The following is a 16,987-nucleotide window of genomic DNA, read 5'->3' as shown; positions in this document are numbered from 1 at the left end:
GTCAGCCGTATGAGTTATAAAATAATGAAGCAAAATAATAAGATTTTTATTGCCGCAAGCCTTGCCAATGGCGCAAGTTTTTCTATGATTTTACCCTTGCTTGCACCGTTGGTTCGAAAGCTTGAGTTATCAGAGCTTCAAGCGGGAGCTATGGTGTCTATAGGTGCTTTATTGATGGCATGTGCTGCAATTTATATCAGTAAAAATCAAAACAAGTTTTCAATTTATCAATTGCTCAGTATTGGTTTTATTGGCATGGCTATAACTTGGGGGATGTTTACAGGCGTATTAATGTATGGGTTAAATGTGCAAATATCAGTCATGTTGCTGTTTAGCTTGCTTATGTTAGCTCGTGCCAGTACAGGCATATTTATGGCAATGCCACAGATTGCATTACAAACCTATGTCATGACCAGTTATGAAGAAGAGAAGCTACGCTCAAAAACCATGTCAAAATTTGGTGCGCTCAATAGCGTAGGCGTGGTATTTGGGCCATTTTTAACCACGATACTGTTGGCATGGGGCATGCTGACGCCACTTTGGACGGCAATAGCGATCTTAACTGTCATTAGTGTGGTTATTGTTGTGATGTTTGATCAGCAAGAGAAAATGGATGTAAGTCCAAAAAATTCAATCAGCACTGAATCTGCAAGTAATTTTGCTAAACAAGAGCATGTTCAACAGAATAAAAGCACAGATGCAGATGAAGTAGAGGCAGAAGAGCACAATGTTAGTTTAAAGCGCTCAATGGCATGGCTGGTACTAGGTTTTAGTTTGTACTTGGCTATTGTTACGGTCAATTTAACCGCTGGGTTTTATATTCAAGATCATTTTAAAACCAGTATTGTGCAAGGTGCGACATATTTTTCACAGTGCTCTTTACTGGTGGGAATTTCGCTTGTGGTGATGCAAGTACTCATTTCTAAAAAACTGAAATGGTCTGTATATACCTTACTTTGGGTTGGGCTGGTTGCCATGAGTGTGGCACTCTGGATTTCTGTGAGTACAGAACATTTAAGGGTGTTTCAACTGGCCTATGTGCTATATGGCGTTTCGGTCGCGTGTTTAATTCCTGCCTTTACTACAGGTGCTGCGCAAACAGCACCTAAACATCAGCAGGCTAAGGTTGCCAGTTGGTGTACTGCCACCCAAGCTTTAAGTTTTGTGGTTGGGCCAATGATGAGCACAGGCTTATACCAATGGCATACGTCTTATCCTTATTATTTTTTAATGCTCACGATGTTAGCATTAATGGTATTTTTTGCATTTAAGCAATTCAGTCCCGAAAAAACAGCTGAATTAGTGCGTTAAATTTGCTTATTAAGTTTATGTAGATAGGAGTGATGGCTTAAATTTAGCTACACACATTCGCAAAGCTTGATGCTTTAAGCCAATCGTAATCAAGTAGCAAAATACTTACACTTGATGGAGTGGCTTATTGATGGCAAATGAGGATTTATTTCAGGTAAATTTTCTTTATCTATGATTTGCCTTTTATGTCGCTGAATATTGATTTCATTTAGACAATTAAACTTGAAAATTGTAGAAAATTGGATTGCTTCGGTAACATGAGTTTGAACTCATGTTGATCCTCCCATACATTTATAGCCCACTGGAATTACATAAGCGCATTAGAGCGCTAAAGAAAAAACAACAAAAAATAGCGTATCCTTAAACTTTTAGATCAAAAAATAATCAAATTTGTTTCCATATTTATATTTTAGGCTTTCTTTATGCAAGCTCAGCTAGCATAGGTGTATGCGTTAATTTATAAATTAGGGGATTAAATGTTTAAATTTCATGGAAAAAATATTGTCGCTGCCATTTTTGATATGGATGGAACAATGTTTGACACTGAGCGACTTCGGTTTCAAACATTGAAACAGGCATCTCAAGAACTTCACGGCGAGGCATTTTCAGATGCATATTTGATGGCGTGTTTAGGACTAAGTGCAAAAAGTGCAGAAGCCTTGGCGCATCAAGAATATGGTGAATCTATTCCTTATGCCGAGATTCGCCAAAGAGCAGATCAATTAGAATTGGAGCATGTTCGTAGCAACGGTGTACCTATTAAATTAGGTTTGGTTCAAGTTTTAGAGCGCTTACGTAAATCTGGCTTACGTATGGCGGTCGCTACATCTAGTCGCCGTGCAATTGCAGAAGAATATTTAATTAATGCAGGCGTATATAAGTTTTTTGATGTGTTGGTTTGTGGTGATGAAGTTAAACAAGGTAAGCCACATCCAGAGATATTTTTGAAGGCCGCCGAACAATTAAATGTCGAAGCGAGTGCAAGTTTAATGTTTGAGGACTCTGCCAATGGTATTCGCTCAGCACGTCATGCAGATGGCATTACTATTTTATTAAAAGACATTAAAACCCCAAATGATGAAATGATGCGTAATGCAGATTTTTATTATAATGATATGTATGCTTTTTTTGATGATTTAGATCAATATGTTGATCATTTGTCGATGCCTGAACTACAAACGACTTTTCCGCAAACCATCAATTTATTAAGCGTGGGTATCCATGGATTTGGGGCTATAGGTGGCGGATATCTGGCGCAAGTTTTTTCACATTGGGATGGCTACACACGTCCTAAACGTATTTATGCAACTACGCGTAATCCATTGTATCAATCTGCGGTAAATGCCTTTGGCGCTTATAGTATTCGTTATGGTGAAATGTCTCATGACGAGCGCATTGATAATATACAAGTCATTGATGCCAGCAATCTTGAGCAGATGCAACAGATGTATACGGAATCGACGATGGTGGCGGTGTGTTTACCTGAGTCTGCCTTAGTGCAAGAAGCAAAAACCATTGCACAGGGACTGATGGCACGTCATGTTGCGTTTGAACAACAAGAGCTTCCGCTCACATTTTTAATTATCTTAAATAAAATTGGTGCAAAAGCGCTGTTCATGCAACTGGTTCATCAAGCGTTATTGGACATCACTGATGCAGAGATTGCAGAGAAGATTATGCATCAGCATCATTTTTGCGATACGGTGGTGAATCGTATGGTGTCTAAGCTGAGCGATCAAAATTTATATCGTCAACTGAAAATTAAGCATGGAATTTTTCAACAACAGCAAGCAGATGCTGAAGATGATGTACAACAGCAGTGGGATGATGCGACTCAATTAACGCTTGAGCAAGAACAGCAAGCGACCATTTACATTGATCACTTACGCCGTAATTTACAGCCGAGCCACGCATTACAAAATATGGATTTAGTTTTATTTCATGCAGAGCTGAATATGCCTTTGTATGTGGAAAATAACAGTCCTTTGCTGGGTAAAATGCGCCAAATGATTTTGGTGGATGATATTCAAGATATTCAGCGAATTAAAAACCGGTTATGGAATGGTGTGCATGCAATGACTGCATGGTATGGCAGTGCATTGGGGCACGAGACGATTGGCTTAGCGATGGCAGATGAACGTGTAAGTTTGTTTTGCCAGTCGCTACTTAAAGAAGTCACTGCGGGTTTAAATATCAGTATGCCAAATTATCACCATGATTTAACAGAATTGGCTCAGGCATTTTTAAAATCTTGCCATAATGCATTTAAAGACCCATGTGAGCGCGTCGCACGTGATCCTTTGCGTAAGTTAAAAGCTGGTGAACGTGTGTTGGGTTCATTGCAAACAAACCTTGCACATGGATTGCCAACAACTGCTTTAGAACAAGGTGTTGTATTTGGGGCGATGTATGCTGTTCAACAACTACAATATTCTAAAGCCGATGTACGGTTATTTTTACAAAAACAATTTGCCTTGTTAGATGCAGATCCGAACCTGATCCAGCAAAGTTTTAATGCGATTGATAGCGTGTTACAGAATCAATTAGCACAAGATGATTTTTAGATTGAATGATTCAAAGTCTTGGGTGAAGTAAATGTTATAAAAAATTGGTAATTTATGAACAATTGGCTAGAAGATGAGCAATATTCAACTCAAAGTGAATATTGTTAATTCAATTGACCGCCCTTAAGCATGGTCTTCATGCTGAAACATGGTTAAAGTAAGTTACCAATTTTTATTGTGAATTGTTTGTGTTTCTCCAGCCAAATATGCCAGTGATTGCCACGCTACAACAAGATTATCCTGAATGGCATTTGGGGCGCACAGAGTTTTCATTATGGTATCTTGAAATACATTCACCAGCACTGCTGACGTATTTATCACAATTACGTCAGCAATTTGCGGATATATTATTACAACCCAATACGCGCCAATTTCATATCACACTATTTATATGTGGATTTTGGAACGCACAGCACAGTGCTAGCGATAACTTTAGTGTGAAGCAATTACAGATACACCAGCATCAATTACAACAATTGAACGTACGGCCATTTCGCCTTAAAACAGGCAAAATCAATAGCTTTGAAAGTGCATTATTTGTAGAAATTGAAGATCCAGATCAGGTCTTAGGACAAATCCGTCAGGCCCTTAATATGTGCTCGGATGAAATCGCACCTTTAGATTACTGCCCGCATATTACTTTGGGTTTGTATGGGCATAATTTAAATAGCAATGAAGTCTTCGCATGGGTAGCAGAAGTGCAACAGCAAAGTTTCGAATTTGAGGTGAATGCCTTAACCTTTGGTACCTATCACGCCCAGCAATTACAAGCTGAGTTAATGGCTCAACACTATTTTCACTTAGGTTCATTATGATTCAATTGATATTGGGTGGCGCACGCTCGGGTAAAAGTCGTTTAGCTGAAGGCACTGCACAGCAGTCCAATATGGCTGTGACCTACATCGCGACTGCACAAGCTTGGGATGATGAAATGGCTGAACGTATTACACATCATCAAGCACAGCGACCTGCATCTTGGCGGGTAATTGAAGAACCCTTGCAATTGGCAACGTGTTTACAATCACTGGATCAGGCGGGTCAAGTCATTTTGGTTGATTGCTTGACCCTATGGATGAGTAATTTACTCATGCAAGATGAACAAGCCTCGTACCAAGCCATAGAATGTCAAAAGTTATTAGACGTGCTGCCTACATTACAATCGGACATTATTTTAGTCAGTAATGAAACGGGGCTCGGTGTAGTGCCGATGGGGCAAATAAGTCGTAAATTTGTTGATGAAACAGGGCGTTTGCACCAGCAGTTAGGCCAAATTGCAGATAAAGTTGTATTTTGTGTAGCAGGTTTTCCCATGATTTTAAAAGGAGATAAAGAATGAGTTGGTGGTTAAATGCATGTAAAGCCCCAAGTGAAAATGCAAAACAGCAGGCTGAAGTACGACAGCTTCAATTAACCAAACCTACAGGTTCTTTGTCTGAATTAGAACGCACAGCGGTATTATTAGCCGCTTTACAAGATCAGCCTCGTCCTTCTATAGACCGACCATGGATCTGTATTTTTGCAGGCGATCATGGTGTGATGGAAGAAAATATTTCGGCCTATCCACAGGCTGTAACACGCCAGATGCTACAAAATTTCACTTCGGGCGGTGCATGTATTAGTGTGATTGCCAAAGAATACAATGCAAACTTACAGGTGATTGATTGTGGTTCTGTAGGTGAAGTTTATGATTACGCTGGGGTAGAGCGTCACTGTATTATGCAAGGAACTGCAAATTTTGCACGTCAAGCTGCTATGACTGAAGAGCAGTGCTTGCAGGCGATGCAACTAGGCTATCTTAGTGCCGAAAAAGCCTTTGCTGAGCAGGCATCTATTTATGTCGCGGGTGAGATGGGTATTGGTAATACTTGTTCTGCATCTGCTGTTGCATGCTTTTTATTAAATGAATCTGCAGAAAAGTTAACAGGTGTAGGTACAGGAATTCGAGCAGAGCAATTAGCACATAAAAAACAAGTGATTGATCAAGCTTTGGCATTACATCAGGCGTATGTGCAACAGGATGCTTTTAAAGCATTAACTGCGGTTGGTGGCTTAGAAATTGCAGCCATGACAGGTGCATATATTCGCTGTGCGCAATTGGGCTTAGCAATGGTAGTTGACGGTTTTATTAGTACAGTTTCAGCTTTATTGGCAGTTCGATTAAATCCGCAAGTACGTGAATGGATGCTATTCGGTCATCAATCTGCCGAATATGGTCACCGTCGTTTGTTAGATGAATTGAACGCCGAACCTTTGTTGAAGCTTAATTTACGTTTAGGTGAAGGCAGTGGTGCTGGTGCTGCACTTGGCCTAATTAAGCTAGCATGTAGCTTGCACAATAATATGGCTACTTTTGCTGAAGCTGCTGTCATAGGCGATAAGGTGTAATGTCGAGTCAGGCAGTTACTTCAGCAGAAATGTTGATTTTAGATGTGATACGTCACGGCGAAACTGAACTGAGCCATACTTTACGTGGCTCAACCGATGATGCATTGACACAAACAGGCTGGCAACAAATGCAGCAAACGCTACAACATGCGATGGATGCGGGGCGAAGCTGGGATGTGATTTTTAGTTCACCACTGCAACGTTGTCAGCACTTTGCGCAGTCAATTGCAACACAACTAAAATTAGATTTGCATTGCCTACCACAGTTGCAAGAAATGCATTTTGGTGACTGGGAAGGGCAAAGCACGCAGTTTTTGTACGAAACTGTGCCCGATCAACTGGAAAAATTTTGGTTACAACCTACTGAATTTAGCCCGCCTAATGCAGAAACGTTGCCACAGTTTGATATACGGGTGAGTCAAGCCGTTGAGCGAATGATGGCCTATATGCAAGAGAATGGACTAAAAAAGGCTTTGGTGATTAGTCATGGTGGAGTAATTAAGCTCCTTAAATGTAAAGCCCAAAACCTACCCCTCAATGATTTACTCAAAATGGTGGCAGATTTAGGGCAGCTCAATCATTTTTGTGGCACAAATGCAATAAATTTGACTCTGGTTCATGCCAAGGAATCAGCTTTATGATGCCATTTTGGATAGCGCTTCAATTTCTTACTACATTTCCAGTACAGCTCAAAGCTATGCCGAGCAAGCAACAAAATGGACAGTCTGTGCTGTTTTATCCACTTGTTGGTTTAATTATTGGCGCGATACTCTGTGGTATAGCGATGTTGCTACAGGCGGTTCCTGCGATATTGTCGGCCAGTATCATTTTAGTGCTGTGGATATGGCTAACAGGTGGCCTACATTTAGATGGTCTCGCTGATACTGCTGATGCATGGGTGGGTGGTTTTGGTGATGCTGAGCGCACACTTAAAATTATGAAAGATCCTGCTTGTGGGCCGATTGGTGTGCTGAGCCTCATCATCATCTGTTTATTAAAATGGTCTGCGTTGTACTTATTAATCCAAAAGCAACTATATAGCGCTTTAGTGTTATTTCCAGTTCTAGGTCGTTTAGCACCGATGTTTTTGTTTTTAACTACAGATTATGTACGTGAGAAAGGACTAGGCAGTTCAATGGCATCGTATATTCCTAAAAAAATAGCGTTGGCCATAATGCTGTTTGTGGTGATTTCGTCTTTATATTCTTCAGTTTTAGGATGTATTGCAAGCTTAGCGACTATTTTAGGTTTGTTGTATTTGCGCCGTAAATTTAAGCAACGTATTGGCGGTATTACGGGGGATACGGTAGGTGCAAGTATTGAAATTTGTGAATGTGTGAGCCTTTTGGCTTTTGTGCTGGGAAGTTATTTTATATTGGCATAAGGATAAAGCTTAAAGCTGAGTCGGGCATATTCCTTATGAATACAATTAAAAAGCCTCTGATGAACAGAGGCTTTTTTGTTTTTGATCTAAACTTAGAAACTATAGCCAATATTTAGACCATAACCTACAGCATGGTTATTACTAAAACGGCCAGCTTCAGTATGTGCACCTGTTACGGCATCGGCATCACCTAACCAGAAGTATTTAATACCTGCGCCAATAAAGTAATTTTTTGCGGGGCTATAACGTACGCCTGTACCTACAGACCAGTAACCTTCTGTTGGGCCAAGTGTAGTAACAGGATTACCTGCGCCAGAGTCCCAACCTACAGAAAGGTTTGCAGCCCATTTATCGTTAAACTTACGGCCAACACCTGCATTTACAGAAATTTGATCATCTTTATAATCAATGAGGTTGTAACCATTTGGTTTGCCAACCAATGGGCCAGTTGCTTGGCTCACTTGACCCAATTTAAAAGGACGTACAACAAAGTTAGACCAGTTTACCCAGCGAATATTCGCAAAGGCAATGGTATTGGCCATAATGCCAGTCTGTAGGTCTAAGTTCACAGATTGCGGTGTAGAAAAGGTAAATGTATCAACAGGGTTGGTGCTTAAATTGAGTTGACCTGCTGTCACATACGGTTTTAATGCAATGCGTGCATAATCAATTTGTTCTTTCGCATCAATTTTATGTTCGACTTCAGAACGATATGTTAAAGATGCTTTTAAAGCAATTTCAGGAATTTGATAAGCAACGCCTGCTAACCAGCCCCATGAATAGTCATTACCCGTTTCGAGGTTATAACCATCTAAAACAGAGAATAATGCGCCACGTAATTTCACATCACCATTGACAGATTGGTAAACAGGGCCTGCATAGAGGTTCCAATTTTCATTGGGTTGGTAGCCCATAAGCAATGACAAGCTTTGCGTTTTAACTGTAACTTCTGTACCGCCAGAAATGCCTAAAGGCGCAATATTGGCGCCAGAGACAAACGCATTTTCCCCTGAATATTCTGCATCTGCACCATAAGGTTGGTCATATAGTAAACCTAATGAAATATGGTCTGTCGCTTGAACTTTTAACGCCGTGCTGGGGAAATAGTAATCTCCGGCCATATTGTTGGCCGTATTGCCATTTTTGTCTTGACCTGAAACAGAAGGGTCAAGCACAGAAATGCCTGCTTCAAAGTAATTACCAGGCTGTAAAAAGGCAGAAATAGATTGACCAGAGCGGTCTAAGCCACCAGCAAAAGCCATAGGACTAGTACATGCACTAAGTAAAATGGCAGATTGAAGCGTCGTAAGTTTCATAGCAGGCAGGTCAAAGAGATGACAAAGTAGAAAAAAATTGATGGAAAAATAACATAATATTTAAAAAAGTACAGATGTATATAAAATAATTATTAATCAAAAAATGAATAAAAATAATACATAATGCTTTACATGTTTTTGTTTTAAAATGATTATCTAAACATTGTTTCGATCGTTAGCGTTGGATTGTTTGTCCTAAAAATACACATGTATATCGTTAGCTATGAATATGGATATTCATCACGACCAGATGTATTGCCACGCACAATCATGCTATAAAAGAGCGGTATGAATACCAAAAGTATGCATACGCGTGTAAGACTTAAGTTGCTAAAGGTTCAAATTCATGAAATGGGAAGAAATTGGTAATCAACCATGTTCCATCGCTCGGGCATTATCAGTCGTGGGTGATCGCTGGACTTTACTCATTATTCGCAATTCATTTTTAGGCATGCACCGTTTTGATGATTTTCAAGAAAACCTAGGCTTAACTCGGCATGTATTGTCTGATCGTCTAAAGCGTTTGGTCGAGCATCAAATTTTAGTGAAAACGCCGTATATGGATCGGCAGGAGCGCTTTGAATATCGACTTACCGAAAAAGGCTTAGAACTGTACCCACTCTTAATGGCCATGAATACTTGGGCAGATAAATGGATGGACGAAGGGCTGGGTTCGCCAGTTCAATATGTGCATAAACGTTGCGGGCAGGTCTTTAAACCCTTAATGGTTTGTTCAGAATGTGGCGAAGTTTTACATGCGAAGCAAGTCAAAGCTATTTTTACAGAAGCCTATTATACAAAGCTGAACCAGCTTAATCAGGCTGTGTGAAAAGCGCCCTTAGGCGCTTTTTTTGATTTCACACATTTAATTTATATGCTTTAGTAATTTGATTAAATTAAAGGCAATTAGCAGGCTTTGGCACACCTGCTAAGCGGCTCAGATGTCTTGCAACCAAACCTGTATTAAATTTTTCCTGCAATATTGCATTGTTTACATCTGGGCTAACCGTTTTCATGAGAAATTTAATTAGAGGACGTGTTGCAGGAGAGTGTCCAAATTGTTGGTAAAACTGACGTACAGCTTGTAAAATTTCAAAGTGCCAATCCGTCAATTCTAAATCTAAAGATTTTGCCAGCTCTTGAGCAACCTGTTCATTCCAAATGGTGTAATCGACTAAATGGCCGTCTTGGTCCAAGGCTAAATTCATTTTAAATCATCACTTATTTTAAAGTTACAACACGGTTGTATTGAAGGCATAGATCTGCAAATTGCGTATAGTCCAATATGGCTATATGCTCCAACGTGCTATCAGCAGGTATTAATGCTAGTTCTGTAGCTAAAATCGCACATGAAAAATTTGCAAGCATCGGGTGGGCTACATGCATGACTGCATCACCCATCAGCACGATACGATCTGTTGACGTTGCCATTTGTTGCAATTTTTCTAATACTGATAGTGTATTTGCGTAGCTGGCCTGAACTAAAAATAATGTAGAAGTCGTCATAGTATCATTCCTTACCAATACAAAACATGGTCAAATTGCTGAATAAGCGTTGCATTGAGTTCAACAAACTCAAGCTCTTGTTCTGTTGCTTGTACCCAATGATAGTTTTGGTTTTTGTTTTCAACTAAAACTGGGGTTAAGTCATAAAATTCGAAGCTATCCACCATATTTGATGCAACTTTAAATGCATGTTTTATTTGGTTAAATTCTATATCAGAAGCCAATAAACTTAATGCAGCATCTTGTAAAAGCACTTTTACTTCACTGCCAAAAGTAGCCAAAACCATAGTCGCAGAAAGGCTTTCATGCACTTGCAAACTACTTAAGTTAGCTTGAGTTAATATAACGAGTACTTTTTTCACACGGTAAACCCTTTAAATACAGCAAATTACGTCAGTAATATTCATTAGAATTGAATGAGACGTTCTGAAGATTGAACCGCATCCGCAAGTTCACCTAATCCCACTAACTCAAAGCCTTCAGCAAGATTGTAATGCTGAATATTATGACGTTGGGCATTTTCTTCATCAGTGATGCCACGTGCCAGCGCTGCGCTCACGCACACAGGTAAACGAATCTCGAGATTTTGCCATTCTTTAGTCAAGTTACGTTGGTCATCTGGCACCCACTGCAACATATTGGCAACAGTCACACCGTCTTGATAGAAAAAAACCCGAAAGGCTTCGTTTTTACGATGCAATGCTTGCGCCAGACCTAAAGCATGCCATGCATGTATAGAATTTGGAGAGGAGGTAATTAGTAATAAGGTACTCATACTTTCACTGCAAAAATGAGCTGCAAATGCAACTGAATTTAGATTTCATAAGAAAAAGACATTATACAATAATCTGCACTAGCATAATTTTAAATGGACGCATATTTAAAATTATGACTAAAAATAAATTTAAGATGATATGAATTTATCAAATTTAATTTTTTAGAAAATTTGCCTAAAGCGATGTTTTTTTTCATTATATGAAATATGAATCTAAACTTAGATAATGAACAATAATTGATTGCATAAAGTAACTATACTTTATTGAAACTGGACAGAATTTACGGCTTTCTTTATTAAGGGATTAAAAAATAAAATTTAATAGGTTATTGAAAATTAAATTTATTTAATACAGCTACCTGTGTATGAGTCGCCCAATGAGCTACTAAATTTCTTGAACAGTATTTATCACCTCATAATATTGTGCAATGCATTCTGATTTCGATCAAAGTTTGCAGGGTATTGCCTGACCATTTTTCTGTATGTCCTGTCTAAGCATTGAGCTGTTCGAAGTGAGTCATTTGCATCTACTGAAATCATTTTTTACTTTCCAATGTTTTGCATTTTTTTAAGTGGAATGAATGCGCTTGTCAATCTACGATGACTTGATGGCATGAAAACTCTTTTCATAGAGAATTTGAATAATTCTATAAAGATGCATTTTAGATTGGATTAATCAAAAGAATTTGCTGTGATCTCAATCGCTTTATTCGGTGTGCTTATGTGATCTATTGATTTTAAATCGTGATTTTAGATCAAAAGGTGTTGAACATTATTAATGTTGCATTGCTCATTTTAAAGCTCATTACTTAAACATTAAAAATATGAGTAAATACTCTAAACACTAGCTTAATAAAGCTTAATTATTGTTAAAAATCTATAATAAATAATGATTTAGTTATAATAATGTGTTGCATAAATATAATCTTATGGTAGTTTTTTATAAAACAAGATGAGAATAGCAATGATGAATTCAACACCAAAACTAGTTGTAGAACAAATATATAATTTTGTGGCTGAGTTTGAAGGACTGGATGCAAAAAGCCGATTTATGCAGCTTTCAATGTTTTTTAAAGCATTGCATGAAGGGGTAGATGCAACTTTTCAAGCACATAGATCACTAGAATTTCAGGGTATATTTAACAATATTGAAAAATGTATTGTTGCTAATGCAGCACCAGAATTTTTTGATAAGCATAAGTTTGTAGACTGGGTGGTTAAGCAAATACATTGAGCTTTACAATTGGAATGATGTCGAAATGATTTACTTACCCTCTATGCTAAATATCGCTGTTTTTGTATGTTTCTAAATCAGCTAAAATAGAGGGTATGAAAAGACCCTGCCGAAAGAAAATGATTTCAGCATTGACTTGGACAACGGAACAAGACATTTATTTAATTGAAAACAGCACAGTTAATATGGCTGTATTACTTGAATATTTGCCTTATACAGAAGAGCAGATTATAGAGCGTAAAGAGGCTCTAGGTCTCTTACGTCGTGAATGGCAGATGAGACGGTTTAGAACGAAATAAATACTGAGCATCGCATAGTGAGAGTATTTATTGGTGGTTTTAGCTTAGACCAAGCATCACCGATAAAACAAAATTTAAAGCTATGTCGCATTAAGTTGTTCATGACACAGCTTTTAAAACATGAAATCTCAGCTTTAGTTCAGCACACGCCACGCGACTCTGATGAGAATCACGATGGATAAAATGACAATATAGAGAAAATACTCACCGATGCCTGATGCTTGATCCAGTCTATAGTGATATGCAATAAAGATTAAGATTAGAATTCCAATAATATAAGGCATTATGATTTATGAAGTTTTCATCATTATTGGCAATAGTGTAAATATTGCGGGAAGATAATGCAAAATTAGAATAATAGAGCATATCAGTTGTGAAGGACGTTTTATGTATTCATTTATACTTCTGCTATTGAGTTAAAGATTCTTTATGAAAAGTATTAAATATACTCGGTATAGCATTCTATCTTGTTACAATTTGAGTTTATGAGAAGAATCAAAAGACTATAGTTCAGCTACAACTTGCAAAAAGTAAAGCCCTCATTTGAGGGCTTTGGCATATTATTTATGTTTTGTTTTAATCAAATCAGACAGGTCAAAACCTATAGATTTTGCATAATTAAGGTATTCATTTACCGTTGCTTGGTCTGGATTGGCAGTTCTGCTGAGGACCCAAAGATATTTTTTATTGGGTGAGCCAACCAACGCGGTTTGATAATTATCATCAATTTTTAAAACCCAGTAATCACCACGGCCTACAGGTAACCAACGAATAGCTTTGGGTAAAAAGCTGACTTTGAGTTTTGAGTTGGCTGGAGCATTTTGTACATAAGCTTCGCCAATCGACTGGTTCAACTTACCATCTGAACTATAACAACTATTGTCAACTTTTACATTGCCATTATCATTAAGTGAGTACTTTGCAGTGACGTTGTAATCACATTTATTTTGAAAGTAGAGGGGTTTACGTGCAATTTCATGCCAAGTACCCAAATACTGTTTTAGATCAATTTGAGATACAGCTTGAACATCAGCCGTATTGGCATTTGCTGTTGAAAGTAAAGAGCCAGAAATTAAAACAGCTCCAGTCACTAAAAGGAGCTTTCGGTTTTTTAAATTCATGTAAAGCCTACTTTAATTTTAAAGTGAATTGATTACTATAAATTGCTTTTCATCCGATTTTGTTTTTTTTATGTATTAAGTATTTGATCTTAAATCATAGTTTAGTATTTCAAGGTAGTTGTACCTTCCTCAATTTAAATTATAACCAACGAATCAATTAGCTTTGCTCAGAGTGGAGATCGACTTAATGGCAGTCTTTTTGTCATAAAGCAAATACAGTTGATATTCATAACTGCAACAAATGATTTTTTTTTAAACGCTAAGATATAACTATAATTTTCTTGAAGATTAGCCAGCTGAAGAGAAATCTTAAGCTAGTTTCTTCGTTTTTTAGAGTTGAAGGATAAGTTAGAGATAGCACCAAAATAACACCAATAATACATATCCTACTGATTTATAAGTGGAGTTTATAAACAATGATTTTAGTCACGGGTGGTTTAGGCTTTATAGGCTCACATATTGCTTTAAGTCTTTTAGCGCAAGGACAAGAGGTCATTATTGTTGATAATTTATCAAATGCAAATTTACAAATTTTGGAGCGCTTGGAATTTATTTCTGGCATGTATGTGCCATTTGTTAAAATTGATATCCGTAATACACCTGCTTTAAATAAGGTATTTGAGCAGTACTCTGTGAGTGCTGTGGTGCATGCTGCAGGGTTTAAATCACTCGAAGAATCTGTGCTCAAACCTTTAGAATATTATAATGATAATGTCAGTTGTATTATGAGTTTAATGCGTGCTATGCAACGTACTGGTGTGCGTACCTTGGTGCATTTATCGAGCTTAGCCGTATATGGAAAATCCTCAGCGCACTTAAAAGAGGATATGGAATTTCAGTACGCTTATCCAAATCCATATATTAAATCGCAACAAATGGTTGAAGAAATTATACGAGATACTGCTCGTACAGACAGTGAATGGAAGATCGCGATCTTACGCTTGTCTAATATTGCGGGTGCCTTAGAGCAAGGTGTTTTGGGTGAATTTGTCATGCCATTACCCAAAAATATTGTGCCTTTAGCCATGCAAGCTGGTGCCATGCAACGCGACTATATAGAGCTACGTAAACACGCAAATACGGATGATCAAACCAATGAGCGAAGCTTTTTACACGTTTTAGATGCCTGCCATGCAATTGGTAAAAGTTTGGAGTGGCTGAGCCAACAGCAACAGGCGTGTGAAGCCTTTAATATTGCGGGCGAGCTGATTTCTATACAAAAATTATTAGATGAAATTGCAGAGGTAACACAAACGACAATCCGGACAGTTGAATCGAGTTACTATCCGAATGAAGAATTAGACCGTTTAGGTGCAGATATTAGCAAGGCAGAAGCAGTTTTGGGCTGGAAACCCGTGCGGAGTTTGCAACAAATGCTCAAAGATGAGTGGAATTTTTATCAGCAAATTTTACGCGGCCAATAACATTAGATATTCAACATTCACAACATCAAATTAAGTGAAAAAGTCACGCAAGATCTAATTTTCAGATCAAACCTATTGTAAAAAGCACAACAGTTGATATTGATTCTTATTTACATTTGTTTGGTAATTTCATACACTCAAATTAGCCATAGCAGAGTGTTGTTTCATTAGCTAAAGCCAAGGTCTTAAACAAGGAAATAGGGTTGTAACATGCAAACACGTATTGAACATGACACGATGGGTGAGGTTGAAGTACCAAGCGAAGCAATGTGGGGAGCGCAAACACAGCGAAGCCTACAAAATTTTAAAATTGGTGCAGAACGCTTACCTAGACCAATGATTCGTGCGATGGGACTGGTAAAAAAAGCAGCTGCATTAACCAATGCGGAGTTGAATCAAATTCCACAAGAATTGGCGCAATATATTGTAGGTGCTGCTGAAGAAGTGATGGCTGGGCAGTGGGATTCGCAATTCCCTTTAGTCGTTTGGCAAACAGGTTCTGGTACGCAAAGTAACATGAACTGCAATGAAGTGATTGCTAATATTGCGAATCAAAAGCTGGGTAATGCTTTGGGTTCACAAAAGCCAGTTCATCCAAATGACCATGTGAATCGTGCACAATCGACCAATGACTCATTCCCAACTGCAATTCATGTTGCTGCAAGTTTGCAAATTAATGAACTTCTTATTCCTGCGGTTACTCAATTACGTAATACCTTGCAGGCAAAATCTGAACAATTTTCAGATATTGTAAAAATTGGCCGTACACATTTACAAGACGCGACACCACTTACATTGGGTCAGGAGTTTAGTGGTTATGTGTCACAGTTAGATCATGGTTTAAAGCGTTTACATCAAGCTTTAGAAGGTTTGTATGAACTGCCATTGGGCGGTACAGCTGTAGGTACTGGTTTAAATGCTCATCCTGATTATGCAGTGAAGGCTGCAGAGCAATTGGCGAATTTAACGGGTCTGAACTTTGTAACAGCACCCAATAAATTTGAGGCTTTAGCAGGACGAGATGCTGCAGTTTTTGCCTCTGGTGCATTAAAAACATTAGCTGCAAGTTTAAATAAAATAGCCAATGATGTTCGTTGGTTAGCAAGTGGTCCACGTTGTGGTTTTGGTGAGCTTAGAATTCCAGAAAATGAACCTGGCTCAAGCATTATGCCAGGTAAAGTAAACCCAACTCAAAGTGAAGCGATGACTATGGTTGTTGCACAAGTGATGGGTAACGATACCACCATTAATATTGCAGGTGCTTCGGGCAACTTTGAGTTAAACGTGTTTATGCCAGTCATTGCATTTAACTTATTACAATCTATCCAATTATTGGGCGATGCTTGTAATAGTTTTAATGACCATTGCGCTGTAGGGATTGAGCCAAACCGAGAAAAAATTGATCATTTTTTACATGATTCATTGATGTTAGTCACGGCTTTAAACCCAGTCATTGGTTATGAAAATGCAGCTAAAGTGGCTAAAACGGCTTATAAAGAAGGTAAAACTTTAAAGCAAGTTGCAGTTGAATTAGGCCTTGTGACAGAGCAACAGTTTGATGAAGTGGTGCGACCAGAACAAATGGTTTCACCCAATACTCAATAGGTATTAAAGCCTTTTAGGCTATAAGTACAAAATCCTAGACCACTGATAATAGATTGCTTAGCT

The 16,987-nt window shown here is 38.3% G+C and carries 18 protein-coding genes; 12 read left to right on the top strand and 6 right to left on the bottom strand.

Features of this window, described 5'->3' with window-relative positions; genetic code table 11:
• The first annotated feature begins 24 nt into the window (after positions 1–24).
• The 7 genes from D9K81_RS03475 to D9K81_RS03445 all read left to right on the top strand — a co-directional run bounded on the left by D9K81_RS03475 (position 25) and on the right by D9K81_RS03445 (position 7,644).
• Complete coding sequence (locus D9K81_RS03475) at positions 25–1,311, top strand: MFS transporter (RefSeq protein ID WP_120373252.1); 1,287 nt, start codon at positions 25–27, stop codon at positions 1,309–1,311.
• Positions 1,312–1,787: 476 nt separating this feature from the next.
• A complete protein-coding gene (gene mtlD, locus D9K81_RS03470; RefSeq protein WP_120373251.1) occupies positions 1,788–3,875 on the top strand; it encodes a bifunctional mannitol-1-phosphate dehydrogenase/phosphatase in 2,088 nt (695 codons plus the stop codon).
• A 188-nt stretch (positions 3,876–4,063) separates the two neighbouring features.
• Positions 4,064–4,690, top strand: coding sequence for a 2'-5' RNA ligase family protein (locus tag D9K81_RS03465; RefSeq protein ID WP_235831029.1), 627 nt, complete (start codon positions 4,064–4,066; stop codon positions 4,688–4,690).
• Positions 4,687–5,211, top strand: coding sequence for a bifunctional adenosylcobinamide kinase/adenosylcobinamide-phosphate guanylyltransferase (cobU, locus tag D9K81_RS03460; protein ID WP_120373249.1), 525 nt, complete (start codon positions 4,687–4,689; stop codon positions 5,209–5,211). Before D9K81_RS03465 ends, cobU begins: the two co-directional genes overlap by 4 nt.
• Entirely contained in the window at positions 5,208–6,260 is a 1,053-nt protein-coding gene (gene cobT, locus D9K81_RS03455; RefSeq protein ID WP_120373248.1) for a nicotinate-nucleotide--dimethylbenzimidazole phosphoribosyltransferase, read from the top strand. The genes cobU and cobT overlap by 4 nt, the downstream gene beginning before the upstream one ends.
• Positions 6,261–6,289: 29 nt before the next feature.
• Positions 6,290–6,901, top strand: coding sequence for a histidine phosphatase family protein (locus D9K81_RS03450; protein WP_120373481.1), 612 nt, complete (start codon positions 6,290–6,292; stop codon positions 6,899–6,901).
• On the top strand, positions 6,898–7,644 hold the full coding sequence (locus D9K81_RS03445; protein WP_120373247.1) for an adenosylcobinamide-GDP ribazoletransferase: 747 nt from the start codon (positions 6,898–6,900) through the stop codon (positions 7,642–7,644). The genes D9K81_RS03450 and D9K81_RS03445 overlap by 4 nt, the downstream gene beginning before the upstream one ends.
• A 92-nt stretch (positions 7,645–7,736) precedes the next feature.
• Here D9K81_RS03445 and D9K81_RS03440 read toward each other — a convergent pair whose 3' ends face one another.
• A complete protein-coding gene (locus tag D9K81_RS03440) occupies positions 7,737–8,960 on the bottom strand; it encodes an OmpP1/FadL family transporter (protein WP_120373246.1) in 1,224 nt (407 codons plus the stop codon).
• A 346-nt stretch (positions 8,961–9,306) separates the two neighbouring features.
• On the opposite strand from D9K81_RS03440, the gene D9K81_RS03435 reads away from it, so the two are divergent.
• A complete protein-coding gene (locus D9K81_RS03435; protein WP_120373245.1) occupies positions 9,307–9,789 on the top strand; it encodes a winged helix-turn-helix transcriptional regulator in 483 nt (160 codons plus the stop codon).
• A 67-nt stretch (positions 9,790–9,856) separates the two neighbouring features.
• Here D9K81_RS03435 and D9K81_RS03430 read toward each other — a convergent pair whose 3' ends face one another.
• From D9K81_RS03430 to tusD, 4 genes are read right to left on the bottom strand one after another with little or no spacing between them, the layout of a single operon-like run.
• Positions 9,857–10,168: a TusE/DsrC/DsvC family sulfur relay protein gene (locus D9K81_RS03430; protein ID WP_120373244.1), complete on the bottom strand. Its 312-nt coding sequence runs from the start codon at positions 10,166–10,168 to the stop codon at positions 9,857–9,859.
• Positions 10,169–10,181: 13 nt separating this feature from the next.
• On the bottom strand, positions 10,182–10,466 hold the full coding sequence (locus D9K81_RS03425) for a hypothetical protein (RefSeq protein ID WP_120373243.1): 285 nt from the start codon (positions 10,464–10,466) through the stop codon (positions 10,182–10,184).
• Between the two features lie 11 nt (positions 10,467–10,477).
• On the bottom strand, positions 10,478–10,828 hold the full coding sequence (locus tag D9K81_RS03420; protein WP_120373242.1) for a hypothetical protein: 351 nt from the start codon (positions 10,826–10,828) through the stop codon (positions 10,478–10,480).
• A 44-nt stretch (positions 10,829–10,872) separates the two neighbouring features.
• Positions 10,873–11,241: a sulfurtransferase complex subunit TusD gene (tusD, locus tag D9K81_RS03415; RefSeq protein ID WP_120373241.1), complete on the bottom strand. Its 369-nt coding sequence runs from the start codon at positions 11,239–11,241 to the stop codon at positions 10,873–10,875.
• A 964-nt stretch (positions 11,242–12,205) separates the two neighbouring features.
• Here tusD and D9K81_RS03410 point away from each other — a divergent pair.
• The gene (locus tag D9K81_RS03410) at positions 12,206–12,475 is read left to right on the top strand and encodes a hypothetical protein (protein ID WP_120373240.1); all 270 of its coding nucleotides are present in this window, start codon (positions 12,206–12,208) and stop codon (positions 12,473–12,475) included.
• 131 nt (positions 12,476–12,606) lie between these two features.
• The gene (locus D9K81_RS03405; protein WP_407923617.1) at positions 12,607–12,774 is read left to right on the top strand and encodes an acyl-CoA thioesterase; all 168 of its coding nucleotides are present in this window, start codon (positions 12,607–12,609) and stop codon (positions 12,772–12,774) included.
• Positions 12,775–13,334: 560 nt separating this feature from the next.
• Here the strand turns inward: D9K81_RS03405 and D9K81_RS03400 are convergent.
• Positions 13,335–13,895: a lipocalin family protein gene (locus D9K81_RS03400; protein WP_120373238.1), complete on the bottom strand. Its 561-nt coding sequence runs from the start codon at positions 13,893–13,895 to the stop codon at positions 13,335–13,337.
• Between the two features lie 416 nt (positions 13,896–14,311).
• Here D9K81_RS03400 and D9K81_RS03395 point away from each other — a divergent pair, with 416 nt between their 5' ends.
• On the top strand, positions 14,312–15,319 hold the full coding sequence (locus D9K81_RS03395) for an NAD-dependent epimerase/dehydratase family protein (protein ID WP_120373237.1): 1,008 nt from the start codon (positions 14,312–14,314) through the stop codon (positions 15,317–15,319).
• 210 nt (positions 15,320–15,529) lie between these two features.
• A complete protein-coding gene (fumC, locus tag D9K81_RS03390; protein ID WP_120373236.1) occupies positions 15,530–16,924 on the top strand; it encodes a class II fumarate hydratase in 1,395 nt (464 codons plus the stop codon).
• Positions 16,925–16,987: the final 63 nt, after the last annotated feature.

It is taken from the genome of Acinetobacter chengduensis (genome assembly GCF_003664645.1).
In the GTDB taxonomy this organism is placed as follows: Bacteria; Pseudomonadota; Gammaproteobacteria; order Pseudomonadales; family Moraxellaceae; genus Acinetobacter; species Acinetobacter chengduensis.
The sequence above is the reverse complement of the archived record's forward strand: the minus strand, read 5'-3'. Positions and strand labels throughout refer to the sequence as shown.

Coding starts and splice junctions, on each gene's coding strand:
- D9K81_RS03475 (WP_120373252.1), top strand. CDS start 25: ATGAAGCAAAATAATAAGATTTTTATTGCCGCAAGCCTTGCCAATGGC.
- D9K81_RS03410 (WP_120373240.1), top strand. CDS start 12,206: ATGATGAATTCAACACCAAAACTAGTTGTAGAACAAATATATAATTTT.
- cobT (WP_120373248.1), top strand. CDS start 5,208: ATGAGTTGGTGGTTAAATGCATGTAAAGCCCCAAGTGAAAATGCAAAA.
- D9K81_RS03445 (WP_120373247.1), top strand. CDS start 6,898: ATGATGCCATTTTGGATAGCGCTTCAATTTCTTACTACATTTCCAGTA.
- D9K81_RS03395 (WP_120373237.1), top strand. CDS start 14,312: ATGATTTTAGTCACGGGTGGTTTAGGCTTTATAGGCTCACATATTGCT.
- D9K81_RS03450 (WP_120373481.1), top strand. CDS start 6,290: ATGTTGATTTTAGATGTGATACGTCACGGCGAAACTGAACTGAGCCAT.
- tusD (WP_120373241.1), bottom strand. CDS start 11,241: ATGAGTACCTTATTACTAATTACCTCCTCTCCAAATTCTATACATGCA.
- mtlD (WP_120373251.1), top strand. CDS start 1,788: ATGTTTAAATTTCATGGAAAAAATATTGTCGCTGCCATTTTTGATATG.
- D9K81_RS03425 (WP_120373243.1), bottom strand. CDS start 10,466: ATGACGACTTCTACATTATTTTTAGTTCAGGCCAGCTACGCAAATACA.
- D9K81_RS03435 (WP_120373245.1), top strand. CDS start 9,307: ATGAAATGGGAAGAAATTGGTAATCAACCATGTTCCATCGCTCGGGCA.
- fumC (WP_120373236.1), top strand. CDS start 15,530: ATGCAAACACGTATTGAACATGACACGATGGGTGAGGTTGAAGTACCA.
- cobU (WP_120373249.1), top strand. CDS start 4,687: ATGATTCAATTGATATTGGGTGGCGCACGCTCGGGTAAAAGTCGTTTA.
- D9K81_RS03430 (WP_120373244.1), bottom strand. CDS start 10,168: ATGAATTTAGCCTTGGACCAAGACGGCCATTTAGTCGATTACACCATT.
- D9K81_RS03440 (WP_120373246.1), bottom strand. CDS start 8,960: ATGAAACTTACGACGCTTCAATCTGCCATTTTACTTAGTGCATGTACT.
- D9K81_RS03400 (WP_120373238.1), bottom strand. CDS start 13,895: ATGAATTTAAAAAACCGAAAGCTCCTTTTAGTGACTGGAGCTGTTTTA.